General features: G+C 64.9%; 15 protein-coding genes. 7 read left to right on the forward strand and 8 right to left on the reverse strand.

All coding sequences use genetic code 11. From position 1 onward, the window contains the following. Positions 1-95: 95 nt before the first annotated feature. From AC0MRV_RS00545 to AC0MRV_RS00560, 4 genes are all read right to left on the reverse strand, one after another. Complete coding sequence (locus AC0MRV_RS00545; protein WP_472762458.1) at positions 96-995, reverse strand: DMT family transporter; 900 nt, start codon at positions 993-995, stop codon at positions 96-98. 104 nt (positions 996-1,099) lie between these two features. Then, complete coding sequence (locus AC0MRV_RS00550; RefSeq protein ID WP_472762459.1) at positions 1,100-1,444, reverse strand: zinc ribbon domain-containing protein YjdM; 345 nt, start codon at positions 1,442-1,444, stop codon at positions 1,100-1,102. 84 nt (positions 1,445-1,528) lie between these two features. Beyond that, positions 1,529-1,903, reverse strand: coding sequence for a VOC family protein (locus AC0MRV_RS00555; protein WP_472762460.1), 375 nt, complete (start codon positions 1,901-1,903; stop codon positions 1,529-1,531). Positions 1,904-2,035: 132 nt separating this feature from the next. Further along, positions 2,036-3,613 carry an ATP-binding protein gene (locus AC0MRV_RS00560; RefSeq protein WP_472762461.1) on the reverse strand — a complete coding sequence of 526 codons (1,578 nt, stop codon included), beginning with the start codon at positions 3,611-3,613 and terminating at the stop codon, positions 2,036-2,038. 191 nt (positions 3,614-3,804) lie between these two features. Between AC0MRV_RS00560 and AC0MRV_RS00565 the strand changes: the two genes are divergently transcribed. Next, positions 3,805-5,541, forward strand: coding sequence for an ABC transporter ATP-binding protein (locus AC0MRV_RS00565; RefSeq protein WP_472762462.1), 1,737 nt, complete (start codon positions 3,805-3,807; stop codon positions 5,539-5,541). 25 nt (positions 5,542-5,566) lie between these two features. Here AC0MRV_RS00565 and AC0MRV_RS00570 read toward each other — a convergent pair whose 3' ends face one another. Next, positions 5,567-6,325: an ATP-grasp domain-containing protein gene (locus AC0MRV_RS00570; RefSeq protein WP_472762463.1), complete on the reverse strand. Its 759-nt coding sequence runs from the start codon at positions 6,323-6,325 to the stop codon at positions 5,567-5,569. Positions 6,326-6,584: 259 nt separating this feature from the next. On the opposite strand from AC0MRV_RS00570, the gene AC0MRV_RS00575 reads away from it, so the two are divergent. The 6 genes from AC0MRV_RS00575 to AC0MRV_RS00600 all read left to right on the forward strand — a co-directional run bounded on the left by AC0MRV_RS00575 (position 6,585) and on the right by AC0MRV_RS00600 (position 13,487). Beyond that, on the forward strand, positions 6,585-7,109 hold the full coding sequence (locus AC0MRV_RS00575; protein WP_472762464.1) for a GNAT family N-acetyltransferase: 525 nt from the start codon (positions 6,585-6,587) through the stop codon (positions 7,107-7,109). A gap of 147 nt (positions 7,110-7,256) precedes the next feature. Beyond that, a complete protein-coding gene (locus tag AC0MRV_RS00580; protein WP_472762465.1) occupies positions 7,257-9,647 on the forward strand; it encodes a type IA DNA topoisomerase in 2,391 nt (796 codons plus the stop codon). A gap of 26 nt (positions 9,648-9,673) precedes the next feature. Further along, positions 9,674-10,297: a hypothetical protein gene (locus tag AC0MRV_RS00585; protein ID WP_472762466.1), complete on the forward strand. Its 624-nt coding sequence runs from the start codon at positions 9,674-9,676 to the stop codon at positions 10,295-10,297. Then, a complete protein-coding gene (locus AC0MRV_RS00590) occupies positions 10,294-11,037 on the forward strand; it encodes a hypothetical protein (RefSeq protein WP_472762467.1) in 744 nt (247 codons plus the stop codon). The genes AC0MRV_RS00585 and AC0MRV_RS00590 overlap by 4 nt, the downstream gene beginning before the upstream one ends. A gap of 19 nt (positions 11,038-11,056) precedes the next feature. Further along, positions 11,057-12,538: a protein adenylyltransferase SelO gene (locus AC0MRV_RS00595; RefSeq protein ID WP_472762468.1), complete on the forward strand. Its 1,482-nt coding sequence runs from the start codon at positions 11,057-11,059 to the stop codon at positions 12,536-12,538. Positions 12,539-12,653: 115 nt separating this feature from the next. Further along, positions 12,654-13,487, forward strand: a complete 834-nt coding sequence (locus AC0MRV_RS00600; protein ID WP_472762469.1) for a lysostaphin resistance A-like protein — start codon at positions 12,654-12,656, stop codon at positions 13,485-13,487. On the opposite strand, the gene AC0MRV_RS00605 is transcribed toward AC0MRV_RS00600, so the two are convergent. The 3 genes from AC0MRV_RS00605 to AC0MRV_RS00615 form a co-directional block, all read right to left on the reverse strand. After that, complete coding sequence (locus tag AC0MRV_RS00605; RefSeq protein WP_472762470.1) at positions 13,484-14,908, reverse strand: hypothetical protein; 1,425 nt, start codon at positions 14,906-14,908, stop codon at positions 13,484-13,486. The two genes, AC0MRV_RS00600 and AC0MRV_RS00605, sit on opposite strands and share 4 nt — an antisense overlap. A 146-nt stretch (positions 14,909-15,054) precedes the next feature. Next, positions 15,055-15,966, reverse strand: coding sequence for a dienelactone hydrolase family protein (locus tag AC0MRV_RS00610; protein ID WP_472762471.1), 912 nt, complete (start codon positions 15,964-15,966; stop codon positions 15,055-15,057). A gap of 163 nt (positions 15,967-16,129) precedes the next feature. Beyond that, positions 16,130-17,506, reverse strand: a complete 1,377-nt coding sequence (locus AC0MRV_RS00615) for a sulfatase family protein (protein WP_472762472.1) — start codon at positions 17,504-17,506, stop codon at positions 16,130-16,132. Positions 17,507-17,514: the final 8 nt, after the last annotated feature.

Raw genomic sequence — 17,514 nt, forward strand, 5'->3', positions numbered from 1 at the left:
GGGGAGGTCAGTCAGTAATAATAGCATTTAAATATATCATATAAAATAGTTTGCGAGAAATTGGTCCGTGCCTGGGGGGGTGAATTTGTCACTTATTAGGTGACACTTTTTGCGGGTGCGGTGGGGGTGGGGCGGCGGAGGACGAGGAGGGTGCCGGCGATGGTGAGGGTGACGCCGGCGAGGGTGCTGGGGTGCCACTGCAGACCTTCGAAAAAGGTGGAGAGCAGGATGGCGACGATGGGCACGGCCGCCGCGGTGTAGCCGGCGCGGTCGGCACCGATGCGGCCGACCAAGGTCAGGTAGGCGCCGAAGGCCACGATGGAGCCGAAGAGGGCAAGGTAGAGCAGCGAGGCGACGTAGGGCGTGGTGAACTCGAAGGTGAAGGGTTGCCCGCGCGCCAGCGCGTAGAGCGCCACCAGCGCCGCGCCGTAGAGCATGCCGAAGGCGTTGGCCTGTATGATGGGTCGGCCGCGCTGTTGATTGCGGGCCGCGACGATGTTGCCGAGCGATGCCGATAGGGTGGAAACGCCCGCGAGCGATGCGCCGAGCAAGACGTCACCGCGGTTGGCGGTGGAACGCAGTTCGGGCAGCAACACGAGCACGACACCGCCGAACCCGAACACCGCTCCCACGATCGTCGCGCGCCGAATCGGCGTGGCGAAAAACACCCGGGTCGCACCGATGTTGAGGAACACCATGGTGGAGAAGATCAGGGCCACCAGGCCCGAGCTGATCTCCTGCTCAGCCAGATATACGAGCACGTAGTTGAGGCCGAAAAGCAGTGCGCCCTGCGCGGCGAAGCCGAAGTGCGCGGCCGCGTCGTAGCGCAGCGGCAGGCGCCGGTGCAGGCACCAGCCGAAGAGCAGCAGGGCGGCGAGACCGAAGCGGTAGGCCACCGAAACCGCGGGCGGCACGTGGCCGAGTTGAAACGTGATGGCCAGCCACGTGGAGCCCCAGATGAAGACCGACGTGAGAAAAAGGCCGAGGTGGTTCATACCGCTGTAAGGAATGAACGGCCAAATTGTGCCGGCCGCCAAGACGCGGCGGGCGCGCGAGCAGCACAGTGGCGCAGACCGAGGGCCGCGACAGTGCGGCGGCCTCAGGCCTTTTTGACGAAGCAGGACTTCAGGGCCATGGCGATGCCGTCGACCTTGCAATCAATGTCGTGGTCGGCGTCGACGAGGCGGATGTTTTTGCCTTTGGCGCCGCCTTTGAGGACCTGACTGGAGCCGCGGAGTTTGAGGTCTTTGATGAGGATGACGTCGTCGCCGTCGTGCAGCTCGGTGCCGTTGGCGTCGCGCCACACGCGGGCGGCGGGGGCGGGGGCCTCCCGCGGCCATTCGTGGCCGCAGGTGACACATTCCCAATGGTCGGCGTGCGGAAGCACGTCGTCGACGGTGCAAACGGGACAGGCGGGAGGCGTGGAGGCGGTGTCATCACTCATGGCAGCCGGGCAGTGGGCACAAAAAAGCGGCGCACGTAACGTCTAAACGTGCGCCGCCGCGGCAGTGGAGTGGTCGTCCGCCGCTCAGCTCATGCTGTGCAGGCCCACGAGGTTGCCCTCGGTGTCGCTGAAGATGGCAATGTAGCCGTGCGGGGGGATGGGGAACTTGGGGCGCACGATCTGTCCGCCGGCGGCAGGGATGCGCTCGATGACCGCGTCGAGCTGGCCGTCGACGTTGAGGTAGACGAGGGTGCCGCCGGGACCGGGAGCGCAGCCTTCCATCTTGGTGAGGGCGCCGCCGACCCCCGATTGCGGGTCGCAGGGCAGGATGGCCATCTGGGAGCCTTCCATCGAACTGAGTTCGAGTTCCTGGCCGAGGATGGCGGTGTAGAAGGCGCGGGCGCGGTCGAAGTCGGCGACGTAGATGTCGAACCAGTTGATAGCGTTGATCTGACTCATGGGGAGGGAGGGAATGATGGGTTGATATTGATGCCCGTCATTGGGCAGGGCGCACTCTGCCAGACTGCCGTGTCAGCCCTATGTCAGCAGGACTTGGGTTTCACGGTTGGCGGGGCGGCTCCCCGTGGTGCGTCATTCACCCGCGGCGGTGGCGGCGGGCGGTTTGCGCATGACCTCCACGATGGTGCGGTAAAGGTCCTTCGGTTTGAAGGGTTTCGCGATGAAGGCGTCCATCCCGGCGTCGAGGCAGGCTTGTGCTTCCTCCTCCAGGGCCGAGGCGGTGAGGGCGATGATGCGGGTTCGGCGGGTGTGTTCGACGCGCGAAGACCGAATGCGCCGCGTCGCTTCCAGGCCGTCCATCTCCGGCAGATGGATGTCCATGAGGATAAAATCGTAGGGTCGGGCCTCGGCCATCTCGACCGCTTGGCGGCCGTTTTCCGCCAAGTCGAAGGGCAGGCCGTAGCGTTTGAGGAAGGCGGTGGCGACGACCTGATTGACGGGGTGGTCCTCGACCAGCAGCACCCGCATGTCGACTTGCATCTGATCCTTGTCGCCGGTGCCGGACGAAGCGGAACCGGTGCTGACCGGCGGAGGGGAGTTCAAACCGTGCGGATCGGCGGAATCGGTGGTCGGGAGGGCGGTGCCGACCGGCAGGGTGATGGCGAAGCGGAAACTGGTGCCGTGCCCGGTGCTGCTGCTGAAATCGAGGGTGCCGCCGTGCAACTCGACGAGTTTGCGGGTGATGGCGAGGCCGAGACCGGTGCCGCCATATTTGCCGGCGATGTCGGCGTGGGCCTGCGTGAAGTCTTCGAAAATCCGTTGTTGGTGCTCGGGGGAGATGCCGATGCCGGTGTCGTTGATCGACACGGCGAGGGTGCAGGTTTGGGCCGTGCGTTCCGGGGTGCGAATTTCGAGGATGACGCCGCCCTCGTCGGTGAACTTCACGGCGTTGCCGATCAGGTTGAGCAGGATCTGGTAGAGCCGCACGGGATCGCCGCGCAAAACCTCCGGCAGTGGATCGACCAGAATCGTTTTGAAGCTGATGTTTTTCGCGGCGACCTTGGTGCGAACGGCGGCCTGCACCGATTGCAGGAGCTCCTGCGGGGAGAAGTCCTGGAGCTGCAGCTCGAGTTTGTTTGCGGCGGCCTTGGCCAGGTCGAGCACGTCGTTGATGATGACGAGCAGGTTGTTCGCCGAGTAGCGCAGAATGGACAGCAGCTCGCGCTGGGCGGGCGTGAGGTTGCTGTGCAACAACTCGTCGGTCATGCCGATGATGCCATTGAGGGGGGTGCGCAGTTCGTGGCTGATGCTGGAAACGAATTTGTCTTTGGCCCGCGTGCCCGCGGAGGCTTGTTCGTAGGCTTCGACGAGTTCCCCTTCGCGGGCGGCCCGCACCTCGACCTCGTGGCGCAGGGCGGCGTTGGCGGTGAGCAGGTCTTCGGTTTGCGTGCGGATATCTTCCTCCAAACGAAGGTTGATGGCGGTGATCTGGTCCTGGCGGCGGCCGGCGAAATACGCGAAAAGCCCCAGGAAAAGCGGCGCTGTATCGATGATCCAGATCAGCGGATTGCCCGTCTGCACCACGAGGATGCCGGCCAGATCAATCCGCTGAAATTGCAGGTGGCACTGCAGCAGGGAGCCGACGACCGGAAAGCCGAGCCCGAAGAGGGCGCCAAACAAACCGTAGGACTTTGCGGCGGAGAGCTTCACGAAACGGCGAAGGGGGACATCGACAACAAAAGCTCAGATCACCCCCAAGGAGGCATTGTTCAAGCAAATGGCTGATAATAGGGTATTTACCGCATGCGAAACGTGGAGAGTTGCTTGGGGGTTGGACCGGGAGCACGGTGGTGGGCTTGAAACGGACGCCTAATCCTTTTCGCCGGGTTGCCGGATACCTCTTGCGCTACCGGAGCCTCTTTGTGCTCACGATCGCGCTGGCGGTGGGCAGCACGCTCTTCCTCGTGTCGATCCCGCAGGTCATCAAATGGATCGTCGACGACGTGATCGCGACCAATCGCCGCGACCTGCTGCTGTGGGGCGTGGGTGCGCTCACCGGCTGCTACTTCCTGCGCGACGCCTTCAACTCGCTGCGTATTCGCGTCAACAATACGCTGGAGCAAAAGGTGCTGGTTGATCTGCGCGGCGACCTGCACTCGCGGCTGCTCGATCTGCCGGTGGGGTATTACGACAAGCGCCAGACCGGCGAGATCGCGTCCCGCGTGATCGAGGATGTGCAGAACGTCGAACGGGCGCTGCTCGACGGCACGGAGCAGGGCATCGTGGCGATGATGACCCTGCTGGGGATCGCGGGTATCCTGTTCCTGCAACAGCCCCTGCTGGCCGCGCTGGTGCTCGCCCCGCTGCCGCTGGTGGTGTGGTTGGGGCGCATGCACTTCAAGGCGGGCCGCGTGCTGTGGAAGGACACGCGGGAAGCGGCAGGTGCGCTCAACGGTCTGTTGATGGAGAACATCTCGGGACACCGCCTCATCAGTTCCTTCGCGCTGGGCGAGCGTGAGCGTGGCCGGTTTCGCGATGCTTCGCACACCCTGCGCGACACCACGCTCAAGGCCATGTTTCGCTGGTCGCTGCATGGGCCGGGCACGAACTTCCTGAGCAGCCTCGGCGCCGTGGCGGTGATGGGGGTGGGCGGCGCGCTGCTCATGCGCAGCAACGCGACCGGCGGCGACTTCAGCCTCGGTGATTTCATTAGCTTCTTCGCTTACTGCAGCCTGGTTTACGAACCGGTGAGTCGGCTGAATCAGCTCAACCAGATGCTCGCCGCCGCCCGTGCCTCGAGCGACCGCGTGTTCGAGATCCTGGATCATCCGCTGGAAATCGAGTCGCCGCCCGAGCCGACCGCATTTCCCCACGGGGTGCCGGAGGTGCGCTATGAAAACGTGAGCTACGGTTACCCGGAGCGGCCGCCGATCCTGAAGGACTTTTCGCTCACCTTGCCGGCAGGCAAAGTGACGGCCCTGGTCGGTCACACCGGCGCGGGCAAGACCACCATCGCGAACCTGTTGTTGCGCTATTACGACGTGACGGCGGGGGCGGTTTCGCTCGGCGGCGTCGACGTGCGTCAGCTCGACCTCGGCGGGCTGCGCCAGCACGTCGGTCTGGTGGCGCAGGAACCTTTTCTTTTCAACGGCACGGTCGCCGACAACCTGCGCCTGGCCCGGCCTGAGGCGGCCGACCCAGAGGTGGAGGCCGCCCTCAAGGCTGCTGCTGCTTGGGAGTTTGTGAGCAAGCTGCCCGACGGCATTGAGACCGAAATCGGTGAGCGCGGCGTGCGGCTCTCGCAGGGCGAAAAGCAACGCCTCACCATTGCCCGTGTTATCCTGCGCAACCCGCCTTTGGTCGTGCTGGATGAGGCGACGGCGAGTGTCGACACTGTGACCGAAGCCGCGATCCAGCAGGCGCTCGCCACGCTGGTGCAGGAGCGCACGACCCTCGTGATCGCTCACCGCCTGAGCACCGTGCGCCGCGCCGACCAGATCGTGGTGCTGGCCCACGGCCGCATCCTGGAAAAAGGCACCCACGACGAGCTCATCGCGCAGGACGGCGCCTACGCCAAACTCTGGCGCGCCCAAGCGCAGGCCGATCAACACGCCTTCGAGTCGCTGAGCGAGTTGTGAGATCGCTCCGGGGGCGATCTTCGGGTCAACGCGCAGGGTGGCGGCGCCAGTCGAAGTGCCGGACAAAGGAAAACAGGTAGGCCGTCGCACTGACTCCCATCCGCGGATTGATCTCCATCACGATCGGAATCCCGTCGCGGACCTTGTAGTTCACGCAGCACAGCCCCTCGTAGCCCGCCGCGTCCAGCATGCGGCCGAACACGGTTCCGAAACGGTTCGCGGTCAGCGCGCGGCTCGTGATCGCGTGTTGGCCCCGGATCGCCGCGTCCCGCTGCATGTCATAGGCGACCGTCACCATGTGGCGGATACGGCCGCCGTAGTAGAGCACATGGGCGGCATATTCCCGCGAACCCTCGATCCATGCCTGTCGATGGTAGTCGGGCGAACGAAGTTGGGTGGCGAAACGCATTTCATCGGCATACGAGGCGATGCGAAAAGCATGGCGGGCATCGCTGTCGTGGCGTCGTTTGAGGATGTAGGGGTAAGCGCCGAGGCGCGGTTCTTCGGGAACGAACTGAGACAGGCCCGCCTCCCGCATCCGTTCGTCGAAGCGGCCCTTGTCGTCGCAGAGTGCCACCGCGGTGGCGGCGGGCAGGGGGAGCGGGTTGCGGGCGCATGCCGCGGGATATCGGCGGAGACTCTCCATGGCCTCCAATGAGAGCGGCACGACCACGTCACTTTCCTCCAGACCGGCAGTTGTCGGTTCGGCTTGGTGGGTGAAGCGATAGGAGCAATGACGGGCGCTGCGCAGAATGGCGGTTTCGATTCCGGTCCAGCCCAGCAAAAGAACGTGGGCGCGAGGCCGTGTGCTGATCCGGGCCAGGAGACAATGCCAGCTGTTGTGGACGCGATGCTTCCACAAGTCGCGCCCGCGTGCCGGTGGAAGCGGCGGCGGTCTCTCCGTCGCGACCTCGGGCGACAGCGAGGAGCGGCTGGCTGGCAAGGGCGGGTGCATCAAACGTCTTGCGGGAAATCGACCCAGAACGCGCCACATTGAAATGAAATTCGTCGCGCTTGTTGTCCGGTGACTGCTCTCTCCGAAAATGACGAAGGGACCCGTTGATTTGATTTTCACCACCCCGCGCCTGCGGGTGCGGCGGCTGACCCCGGCCGACTTCGAGGTCATGTTTGCGGCCTACCGCGACCCGGAGGCGATGCGCTTTGTGGACGACGGGCTGCCGATTTCCCGCGCCGACTGTGAGCGCTGGGTCGGGGTGATCTTGGAACGCTACCGCACCCACGGCTACGGCATGAGCGTGGCCGAGCTTGTCGCCACCGACGAGGTGACGGGGTTCATCGGGTTGGTGCATCCGGGTGGTCAACCGGAGCCGGAGTTGAAATACACCCTGCTCCGCGCGTATTGGGGCCGGGGTTACGCCACCGAGCTGGCCCGCGGCATGATGAACTACGCCCGTGACGAACTGAATCTGGCGCATGTGATCAGCACCGTCGACGCGGAGCATTCCGCCTCACAACGCGTCCTCGCCAAGGCCGGCTTCCGCTTGGATCACACCCGCCCCAACGACGACGGCCACGTCACGCAGGTGTGGACCTGGCGAACGCGATGAGCACCTAAATCGGCTTCCATGAATCGCTTGGAACGCAATGTTCGTATTACGAACATTGCGAGCGAGGCGTTTGGCGGGATTGCGGTGTGGGGGTGGATGGACGGTTGACCCGATGGCGGGGGTGCGGCTCCGTCTTTTGCCCCGTAGATGAAAGTCGTCATTGCCGAAAAACCCTCCGTCGCGCGCGACCTCGCCAAGCACCTCGGTGCGACCACGCGCGGCCATGGTTTTTTGGAAGGCAACGGCTGGGTGGTGACCTGGGCCTTCGGACATCTCATCGAGCTCTGCGAACCGGAGGACTACACCCTCGATTGGAAACCATGGCGGCTCTCCGCGCTGCCGATCATCCCGGAGGAGTTCAAGCTGCGGCCGCGCTCCGATGGCTCGGCGGCGGAGCAGCTGGCGACCATCAAGCGCTTCTTTGAAGAGGCGGAGGAGATCATCTGCGCGACCGACGCCGGGCGGGAGGGCGAGTTGATCTTTCGCTACATTCTCACCTGGACGGGCTGCACGGAGAAACCGGCGCAGCGCCTGTGGATCAGTTCTCTTACCGACGAAGCGATCTCCAAAGGCTTCGCCGAACTCAAGCCGGCCACCGCCTACGACCCGCTCTACGCGGCGGCGCGCTGCCGCAGCGAGGCCGACTGGATCGTCGGCATGAACGCCACCCGCTTCTTCACCATCGAATACGGCAAGCGCAACCTGTTGCTGAGCCTCGGTCGGGTGCAGACGCCGATTCTGGCGCTCATCGTGGGGCGCGACCTCGAGGTCGAACGCTTCATGCCGGAAACGTTTTGGGAAGTGAAGACCGTCAGTCGCGGGGCGACCTTCAAGCACACCGGCGGCAAGTTCGACGCCGAGGCCAAGGCGCAGGCGATCATCGAAAAGATCACGGGGCAGGAGCTCGTGATCACCGGCGTGGCCAAGAAGAACGCGCTGGCGCATCCGCCGCTGCTCTTTGATCTCACCAGCCTGCAGCGGGAGATGAACAAGCGTCACGGCTTCACGGCCGATCACACCCTCAAGCTCGCGCAGAGCCTTTATGAGTCGAAGCACCTGACTTATCCGCGCACCGACAGTTGTTACCTCACGGCGGATCTGCAGCCGACGATCGCGCCACTGCTGGAGCGTTTGCGGGCACTGAAGCCGGACGAGATCCAGAAACTGGATACGGCAGCGCTCAACTTCACCAAGCGCATCGTCGACGACAGCAAGGTGGCCGATCACCACGCCATCATTCCGACGACGGTGCTGGGCGACCGGCTGAGTGGGGACGAGGCCCTGCTCTACGACGCGGTGGTCACGCGGCTCATCGCGGTGTTTTATCCGTCGGCCGTGCGCGCTGTCACCACGGTCGACGCGGTGGCGGCCGAGGAAGCGTTTCGCGCGCGCGGCACGGTCATCGTCGATCCGGGCTGGGAGGTGCTCTACGCCAACGCGCCGGACCTGGGCGACGGAGATGACGACGAGCCGAAGAAGGGTAAGGGCAAGAAGAAGTCCGGGACCGGTGACGGTGACGATGAGGAGGACAGCAAACAGGTGCTGCCCGATTTTGCCGAAGGTGAATCGAATCCACATGAACCGGCGCTCAGCACGGGCAAGACCTCGGCGCCGAAACGGTTCAACGAAGCCAGCCTGCTCGCGCTGATGGAGACCGCGGGCAAGATCGTGACCGACGAAACCCTGAAGGAAGCCTTGAAGGAAAAAGGCGTCGGCACGCCGGCGACGCGCGCATCGATTATCGAAGTGCTCATCTCGCGCGGTTACGTGGAGCGCAAACGCAAGGCGCTCATCAGCACGCAGTCGGGCCGCGCGCTCATTTCGTTGGTGCAGGACGACCGGCTCAAGTCACCCGAGCTCACCGGCGAGTGGGAATACCGCCTCAAGCAGATCGAGCGCGGCGCTTACGATGCGGCGACCTTCATGCGCGAGGTGTGCGACTACACGCGCGAGATCCTGGCCAACAAGGCCGAGGCGACGATCGACTTGAAGAACCTCGGCCCGTGTCCGCGTTGTGCGGCGCCGGTCATGCGCGGGCGCACGGGCTACGGCTGCACGCGCTGGCGCGAAGGCTGTGAGTTCGTGTTGCCGGGCACCTTGTGGGAGCTGGAGATCCCGCCGGTGTTGGCGCGCGAGATCCTCATCCACGGCAAGAGCCTGACGCCGCATCGCCTCGTGGTGAACGGCAAGGCAAAGTTTGCCACCCTGCGTTTCAACAAGAAGGGCGAGCCCGCCTACGACCTCGCCGAAGTCACCAAGAGCGACGCGGCGACGACGGCCTTTGGCCAATGCCCCGTGTGCGCGGGTGACATCGTGGAAGGCAAGAAAGCGTGGGGCTGCAGCAACTGGAAGAACGGCTGCCGCTTCGTGGTTTGGAAAACCATCGCGCAAAAGGAGATCACCCCGGAGATCGCGCAGCAGTTGCTTGCGAGCGGCGAGACGGAGACGCTGACCGGATTCACGTCGAAGGCCGGCAAGAGCTTCGACGCGAAGCTCAAGATTGTGGGCGGCGAGGTGAAGTTTGACTTCGCCGGGTGATCCGCGCCGGCCATGCTGCGATTCTGATGAATCTTTCCGTCGAGCAGATGCGGCTGGCCTGCTTTGCCATCCAACGGGGCCTGTCCTGCGCGGCGTGGGAGGGAACGACGCCCCGGCCATGGTGGGAGCTCTCAGTGGAGGAGCAAGAGGCCCACCTCGCGGTCGTGCGGGCTGAGACGGAAAAGACCGCGGCCGAGATCGCGGCGATGAATCCACACGTGCGGCAGTTCAACCAGCAGGTCGTGGATCGGATCGATCGCCGGAAGATTGAGGAAGAGGAGGCCCAGCACCGGCAGGTCTGGTTGGTGGAGATGGCGCAGCAAAGTGGCCGCAAGGGCGGCAACAAATCCGGCTTTAAGATGGCGTTGAACGACACGCTCTCGATGGCGTCGCACTTTGAGGCGGCGCAACGCTTGGCCGTGCAACGTCGACTGGCCGCGGCAGGGCTGCCCCAGCTGGAGCTGCTGCTGGCCATGCTCCGCCGCAAGCACGAGAAGATCGTCCAGCGCGGCCGGGTGCGCAACGAGGAGGAGTATTACCTGGTTCGGGAAATCTTGTCGGACCTCGATTATCCGATTTCGGACGAAGCACGCGGCGAACTCGGACGGCTCGCGGCCGAATTCGAACCGAAACATCGAGAGCAACGATGACGCAGTCCCGCGCCAAACCGCCTTCACCCGAGCACGCCCTGCGCAAGGTGCGGCGCTTTTCGCGGCTCAATGGCTGGAGCGTCACGATCGTCGCCGGACTGGCGATGCTGGTGGCGATGATGCTGGGTGATTTGGTGGGGCAGGGAGTCGGGTTGTTGGCCACGGTTTGCGGACTGATGGAGGTGCACGGGCAGCGGCGTTTGAGTCGGCGTGATGCCGAGGGCATGCGCTGGCTGGTGCGTTCGCAGGTGTTTTTGCTGGGCGTGATTTTGGTCTACGCCGTGTCGCGGCTCGCGAGTTTCGACGCCGACACCGCCATGGGGAATCTGACACCGGAAATGGCGACCGCCTTGCGCGAGGCGGGCATGGATCCGGCGGAGTTGCTGCCGCTGGTTCGGCTCACGTTCTATGGGTTCTACAGTGTGGTGATCGTGGTCACCGTGCTCTATCAGGGCGGCCTCGCGCTCTACTATCGCAGTCGCGGCTCGCTGGTGGCGGCGGCGCTGGCGGCCAATCCGGTCCGGCTGGGTGAACGCGACCGAGGTCGCTACGCGCAGGTTGCGATCGAGATGGAGGCCGGGCAGTTGCAGCCGGGTTTGTGGGCGCGAGCGCAGGCCGAGTGTGGTGGTGATGTCGTCCGGTGTCAGGCGAGCTACATTCGTTTGCGCGTGGCGGAACTGCGCGCCGCGGGCGGGGGTGAACCACCGGCAATCGCGCCCCCCACTGGACAAGGACGGTGACCGCGCCGAGTTTGTGGGCATGCCCGATCCCAACGCTTCGCCGCCTTCTGAACCACCGTTGATTGGCTGGCGATGGGCGTGCACCTATGCCGCGCTGCCGGAGCGCTTGTTTACCCGCGTGGAACCGACGCCCGTGAGGGCGCCGCGCATGGTGGTGTTGAACGAGGCGTTGGCCACGACGCTCGGTTTGCGCGTCGAGGGTCTGGTCGACGGCAAGGGACTGGGGGTCTTCGCCGGCAACACCGTGCCGGCGGGCGCGGAACCTTTGGCCCAGGCCTACGCCGGGCATCAGTTTGGCCACCCGGTCATGCTGGGCGACGGGCGGGCGGTGTTGCTCGGCGAACACCGCACGCCCGCCGGTGAGTTGGTGGACATCCAACTCAAGGGCTCCGGACCGACCCCGTATTCACGGCGTGGAGACGGTCGGGCGGCGCTGGAGCCGATGTTGCGGGAGTATGTCATCAGCGAGGCGATGCACGCCCTCGGCATTCCCACCACGCGCAGTCTGGCGGTGGTGACGACCGGTGAGGAGATTTGGCGCGAGGCGGGCGCGTTACCCGGGGCGGTGCTCACGCGGGTGGCGGCGAGTCATGTGCGGGTGGGGACCTTTGAGTTCGTCGCGGCGCAGCGGGATCCGGCGCTCACCGAGGCGCTGATCGATTTTACCCTGCGGCGGCACTACCCGGAGCTGCGGGGCGCGTTGCCGGCGGACAATGCGCTGGCGCTGTTGCGCGTGGTGGTGGAGCGGCAGGCCGCGCTCATCGCGCAGTGGATGAGCGTGGGTTTTGTGCATGGGGTGATGAACACCGACAACATGGCGCTTTCCGGCGAGACCATCGACTACGGGCCGTGCGCCTTTCTCGACACCTATGATCCGGCGACGGTGTTCTCCTCCATCGATCGCCACGGGCGTTACGCCTACGGCAACCAGCCCAGCATCGGGCTGTGGAACCTCACGCGATTTGCCGAGACGCTGCTGCCGGTGATCCATCCGGAGGAGAAGGCTGCGGTCGCCCTCGCGACGGAGGTGCTCAACACCTACGGGCCGAGCTACGACCAGCAATGGTTGGCGCGCATGCGGGAGAAGTTGGGATTGTTCAATGAGGAGGGAGACGACGAGGCGCTCGCGCAGGATCTGTTGAAGTGGATGCACGAGACCAAGGCGGACTTCACCCACACCTTTGCCGAACTCGATCCGGATGCGCCTGTGCCCGACGAGACCTTGGCTTCTTGGTGGCAGCGTTGGCGCGAGCGGCTGACTCGCCAGCCGCAGTCCGCAACCGAATCGGCGGAGCTGCGTGCGGCCAGCAACCCGATGGTGATCCCGCGCAACCATCGCGTCGAGGCCGCGCTCAACGCGGCCGGTGACGGCGATCTGGCGCCTTTGGAAACCTTGCTCAAGGTGGTCGTGCAGCCCTTTGACCGGGCAGCGGTGCCGGCGGAATTTCGCGAGCCGCCGACAAAGGAAGCCGGACCTTACGTGACGTTCTGCGGCACCTGAGGCCACGAAGCCGGTGGACTTTTTTGCAACAATGGCGGGCGCTGCGGGGCCCTTGTAGGCGTCCACGGGCGAACCCATCGCCCCTTCGTTCTGCTTCATCCCGCACTCCATCATCGTGTCTGCCTTCCTTCGTCGCCATTCGCTGCTCGCCTTTGTTGTCCTCGCCTACGGCTTTTCCTGGCTGTGCTGGTGGCCGATCCTGGATCGCATTCAGGGCAACCCCTTCAAGTCCGATCCGGACGTGATCCTGCGCTTGTTGCTGGGTGGTTGGGGCCCGACGATCGCGGCGGTGTTGCTGGCGCAACTGACAGACGGCTGGAGCGGATTGAAGACGCTGCTCGCTCGCTACAGATTGCGCGGCGCGCCGAAGTCGACCGTGCTGTTGGCGCTGGCGTGGAACCCCCTGGTGATGACGGCGGCGCTGGGCGTATTCGTGCTGGCGGGTGGTGAGTTGGGCTACATTCACTGGCCGGCCTTGCTGTGGGTGCCGGTGATGTTTCTGGCCGTTTCGATTTTTGGCCCGCTGGGCGAGGAGCTGGGCTGGCGCGGCGTGGTGTTGCCGGCGCTGTTGCGGCGTATGGGTCCGGCGCGGGCCAGTCTGGTGCTGGGGGCGATCTGGACCTTCTGGCACACGCCGCTCATGTGGGCGGCGGCGGGCACCAGCATCAGCGGTCAGCCGGTGACCTTGCTCAACATCGCCGCGTATTTGGCGTCGGTGACGGCCTCGAGTTTCATCTTCACGTGGTTGCACCTGCGCGGCAGAGGCAGCGTGCTCATCGGCGTGCTGGCGCACATCAGCCTCAACGGCACCAGCGTGGCGATCGGGTTCCTGATGCCGGAACTTGGCGCAGGCACGCACGTGCTGTGGTTGCTCGGTTCGGCCGTGATGGGCGTGCTGGCGATTGGGTTGGTGCCGCGAATGACGCGCTTGGCCGCCAGCCAATCCTAACGGAAAAAGTCCGCGAGGTTCACCGTGAGGTAGCTCGGAATGGGGGCTCCGTTGTCCAAGGCCGGCATGAAGACGGTGCGGCCAACCAGTGATACGATCTGATTCGGCAGCCTGTCCGTTTGGCTCAGCTCGTCCGCGGATTTCGCCGCATTTGCCGCGATCAGATTCTCCATTGCGGGGAGCGTGGTGGCGGTCGCTTTGGTGCGGAGTTGGCTCACATCCACCGCGGCAAGGGAGTCACGGGCTTCTTTCTCGGTGCGATGCACGCCCAAGACCTGTCCGTGTTCGTCGAGGGTCACGAAGACCGGGTAATCAAAGGCCTGTCCGTCCGCCGCGGCCCACAGTTCGGCCGGAGCCAGGTCCCACACGGGTTGAGCGGGAATCGTTTCACCCTTGTGATCCGCCAAGTGAGCGAGCAGCAGGAATCCGCGGGCCTCGCCAGCGGTGAGGGATTGGCTGCGCTCGGATAGATTGGTGCCCAGCTCGATTCCGTGTGAGCAGACCTCCACGGTGATGTCGGTCAGCTTAAAACCGGCGGGCAGGCCCGCCTTGCGCACGCGAATCCGGCGCGGACTTGCGTCCAGTTTGCCGAGGCGCTGATGGAAGACCGTCGAGGATCCCTCCGGGTCGTCCGGCGTGAGTATCCGCGCCCAGATGACGGCGTAGGCATCGGCGATGGGTTCGCGGGACGAGACATCGAACTGGAGTTCAAAGCTATCGTAGGACTGGTCCCGTTTGTCGTCAGCGATCCGGTCTTGGAAGAAGTCCCCGGACGGCACGTTCAGCGCCTGGTCATTCGTATCGAGCATCACGTCGAGGGCGGCCTCCTTCACCTTGCCCATGTTGTCGATGTTACCCAGTAGCGGGTCGCCTGTCTGGAACTTCCCGCCCCTGAGGTCCTGCGCATATTGGCCGTGATCCGGAACCTGCATGTCGGCCCACCGTCCCCCATCCACGCCGTAGAGCCGCTTCATGGTCTCGGTGTTGGGGCCGGCATTGGGGTCGGAAACGAGTTGGTTATACTGCGTCGTGGTGATGTCCTGGCGCACCGACTGTTGGTCGTTCAAAGTGGTCTGGATGTTGTGCCAATGCGTGGCCGGATCCCGCCCCACGGAATACATTCGGTGGTGGTCCAGATTGGTGATGGTCACCGGAGCACGACTGATCTTCGGGCGCCGTTCCCACCGCAGGTTTGTGGTCTGCGGCAACAGCACCAACCGGCCGTCGGCGTCGCGCACCGCCACCTTCGCGCCGTCGAATCGGGCGACGTCGACGATGTCGTCCTCCCACTGGACCTTCAGGTCCGTGCCCACAAAGAACCGGTGTGTCTTCGCCGCGTCGCTCGCGGGGGACTGAGCGTGGAGCGCGGGTGAGATCGATGCCACGAGCAGCAGGAGACGGGAAAGGACGGTGACTTTCATAGCGGGAACAGGGTGCGATGTTCCCTTCTACGTAGAACCGTGGGGGGCCGGATGCAGAAAAGACCGAGGTCCCGAAAAGGGACGGTCGATTCCCGGCCGCACCCGGCGCCTGCGCGCCGGTCGCGCTGTTCTCGCTCGGAACGCGCCTACCCGCGCAGGTGCTCGTTGAAGAAGGCGAGGGTGCGCGACCAGGAGAGTTCGGCGGCGGTCTCGTCGTAGCGCGGCGTGGTGTCGTTGTGGAAGCCGTGGTTCACGCCCGGATACATGTGCATGGTGTAGCTGACCCCGTTGGCCTTGAGCGCTTCCTCGTAAGCGGGCCAACCGGCGTTCACGCGTTGGTCGAGTTCACCGTATTGGATGAGCATCGGACACTTGATGTGCGCGGTCTCCTCGGCGCTGGGCTGGCCGCCGTAGTAGGGCACGGCGGCGTCGATCACATCGGGCAGCATCCAGGCGAGAGTATTGCTCACGTAGCCACCGAAACAGAAACCGACGACGCCCACCTTGCCGTTGCCGAGCGCGTGCCCGTCGAGCAGGCGGGCGGCGGCGGCAAAGTCCGCCACGATCTGAGCGCGGTCGAGCTGGCGCTGCATGGTGCGGCCTTCGTCGTCGTTGCCGGGGTAACCGCCGAGTGGATACAGGGCGTCGGGGCCGAAGGCGAGGAAACCGGCCACGGCGAGGCGGCGCACGACGTCCTCGACATAGGGATTGAGGCCCCGGTTCTCGTGGACCACCAGCACGGTGGGCAGCGGGCCACTCGGGTTGGCCGGATGGGCGAGCAGGCCCTGCATCTTGCCGTGGCCTTCCGGTGAATCGTAGTCGAGGCGCTCGGTGTGGATGCGCTCGTCGTCGGGCGGCACCTGCACGGCGAGGGCGTATTGCGGATTCAGCAGGCCCATGAGGCCGGCGACGGTGAGGCCGCCGACCGCAAACTTGGCCGCGCGGTCCATGAACTCGCGCCGGTCGAGGTGGCCGTGGACGTAGTAGTCGTAGAGGTCGAGCAGCTCCTGGTCGAAGTCGGCGGCGGTCTTGCGGGGTGGGGTGGTCGGCGGGTTCATGCCGCCAAGGGGATGCGCCCCGCATGGTGGGTCAAGTGAGGGCGTGGTATGCGTTCAAGACTCATCCTGAATCCGCCCGGATGCGGAGAACGCTAATAGGCGCTGATCTTCGCTTAACTCGATGGGCGCAAAGCAGCGTGGATGAGCGTTCCCTTCCTGGTTCTCAAAACTCCCAGAAGTGGTCGCCGTATTTTTCCAGCAGGTGTTCGTAGTGACTCTCGTCGGCGGGACCGCGGATCGGAATCGGGGGCGGGAAGGGGCCGAGCGCGGCGTGGGCAGCCTCCATGGCGGTGCGCATGGCCTCCACTTTTTCCGGCATGGCTTCGGCAAGGTTGTGCTGTTCGCCGGGATCTGCGCGGAGGTTGATGAGCAACGTGGGGTGCGCGTCGACGCGGTGTTTCCAGCGGGCGCCGCGGAAGCCATCGTAGGGCAGCTTGAGTTTCCAATCGCCCTCGCGGAAACCCTCGAGGCGCAGGCCGTCGTAGTAGAGGAAATGGTTCTGGCCGGGGCGGGGTCCGGTGCCGGCAAAGACCGCGCGCAGGTCCTGCCCGTCGTAAGCGCGGTCGGCGGGCAACTCGGCGCCGGTGAGGGCGGCGATGGTGATCATCCAGTCGGTCATGACGGCGACGTCGGAGTAGACCTGGCCGGCTTGGATGCCGGCCGGCCACATTGCGACGGTGGGCACGCGCATGCCGCCGTCGAAGGTGAACATCTTGCCCTCGCGCAGGTCGCCGGCTGAGCCGCCATGATCGCGCATGACATGCCAGGGACCATTGTCGCTGGTGAACACGATGAGGGTGTTGTCGAGCAGGTCGTGGGCTTCGAGGGCGGCGATCACCTGGCCGACGCTCCAATCAATTTCCTGGATCACATCGCCATAGAGGCCGCGTTCCGACGTGCCCTCAAACTCCGGTGAGGCGTAGATCGGCACGTGCGGCATGTTGTGCGCGAGGTAGAGGAAAAAGGGCGTGTCGTGGTGGCGCTCGATGTAGTCGACGGCGCGTTCGGTATAGGTGCGCGTGGTGTAGTGTTGGTCGGGCGCAAAGTCGGCGACGTCGTTGCCTTCCAAATACACGGCGCTCGCCATGTCGTTGGAGTAGGGGATGCCGAAGTATTCGTCGAAGCCGCGCTGCAGGGGCAGGAACCGGTGGTGGTGGCCGAGGTGCCATTTGCCGACCATGCCGGTGGCGTAACCGCGCGCGCGGAGCATTTGCGCCATGGTGACCTCCTCGACCGGCATGCCGGTGAAGGACTCGGGGAAAAACACGCCGGCAATCCCCATGCGTTGGGGCAGACGGCCGGTGAGCAGCGCGGCCCGCGACGGGGTGCAAACATGGGCGGCGCTGTAGAAGTCGGTGAACCGGATGCCGTCGCGGGCGATGCGATCGATGGCCGGCGTCTTGATGTCGTCGGCGCCGAAACACCCCAGGTCGCCGTAGCCGAGGTCGTCGGTGTAGATGATGACGATGTTGGGCGGTTTCGGGTCGGCGGCAGCCGACACCGAGGCCGCCAGGGTGAGGGTAAGGAGAAGGCGGAGCATGGCGGGAT

The sequence above is a fragment of the Actomonas spartinae genome (assembly GCF_051209155.1).
Taxonomy (GTDB): domain Bacteria; phylum Verrucomicrobiota; class Verrucomicrobiia; order Opitutales; family Opitutaceae; genus Actomonas.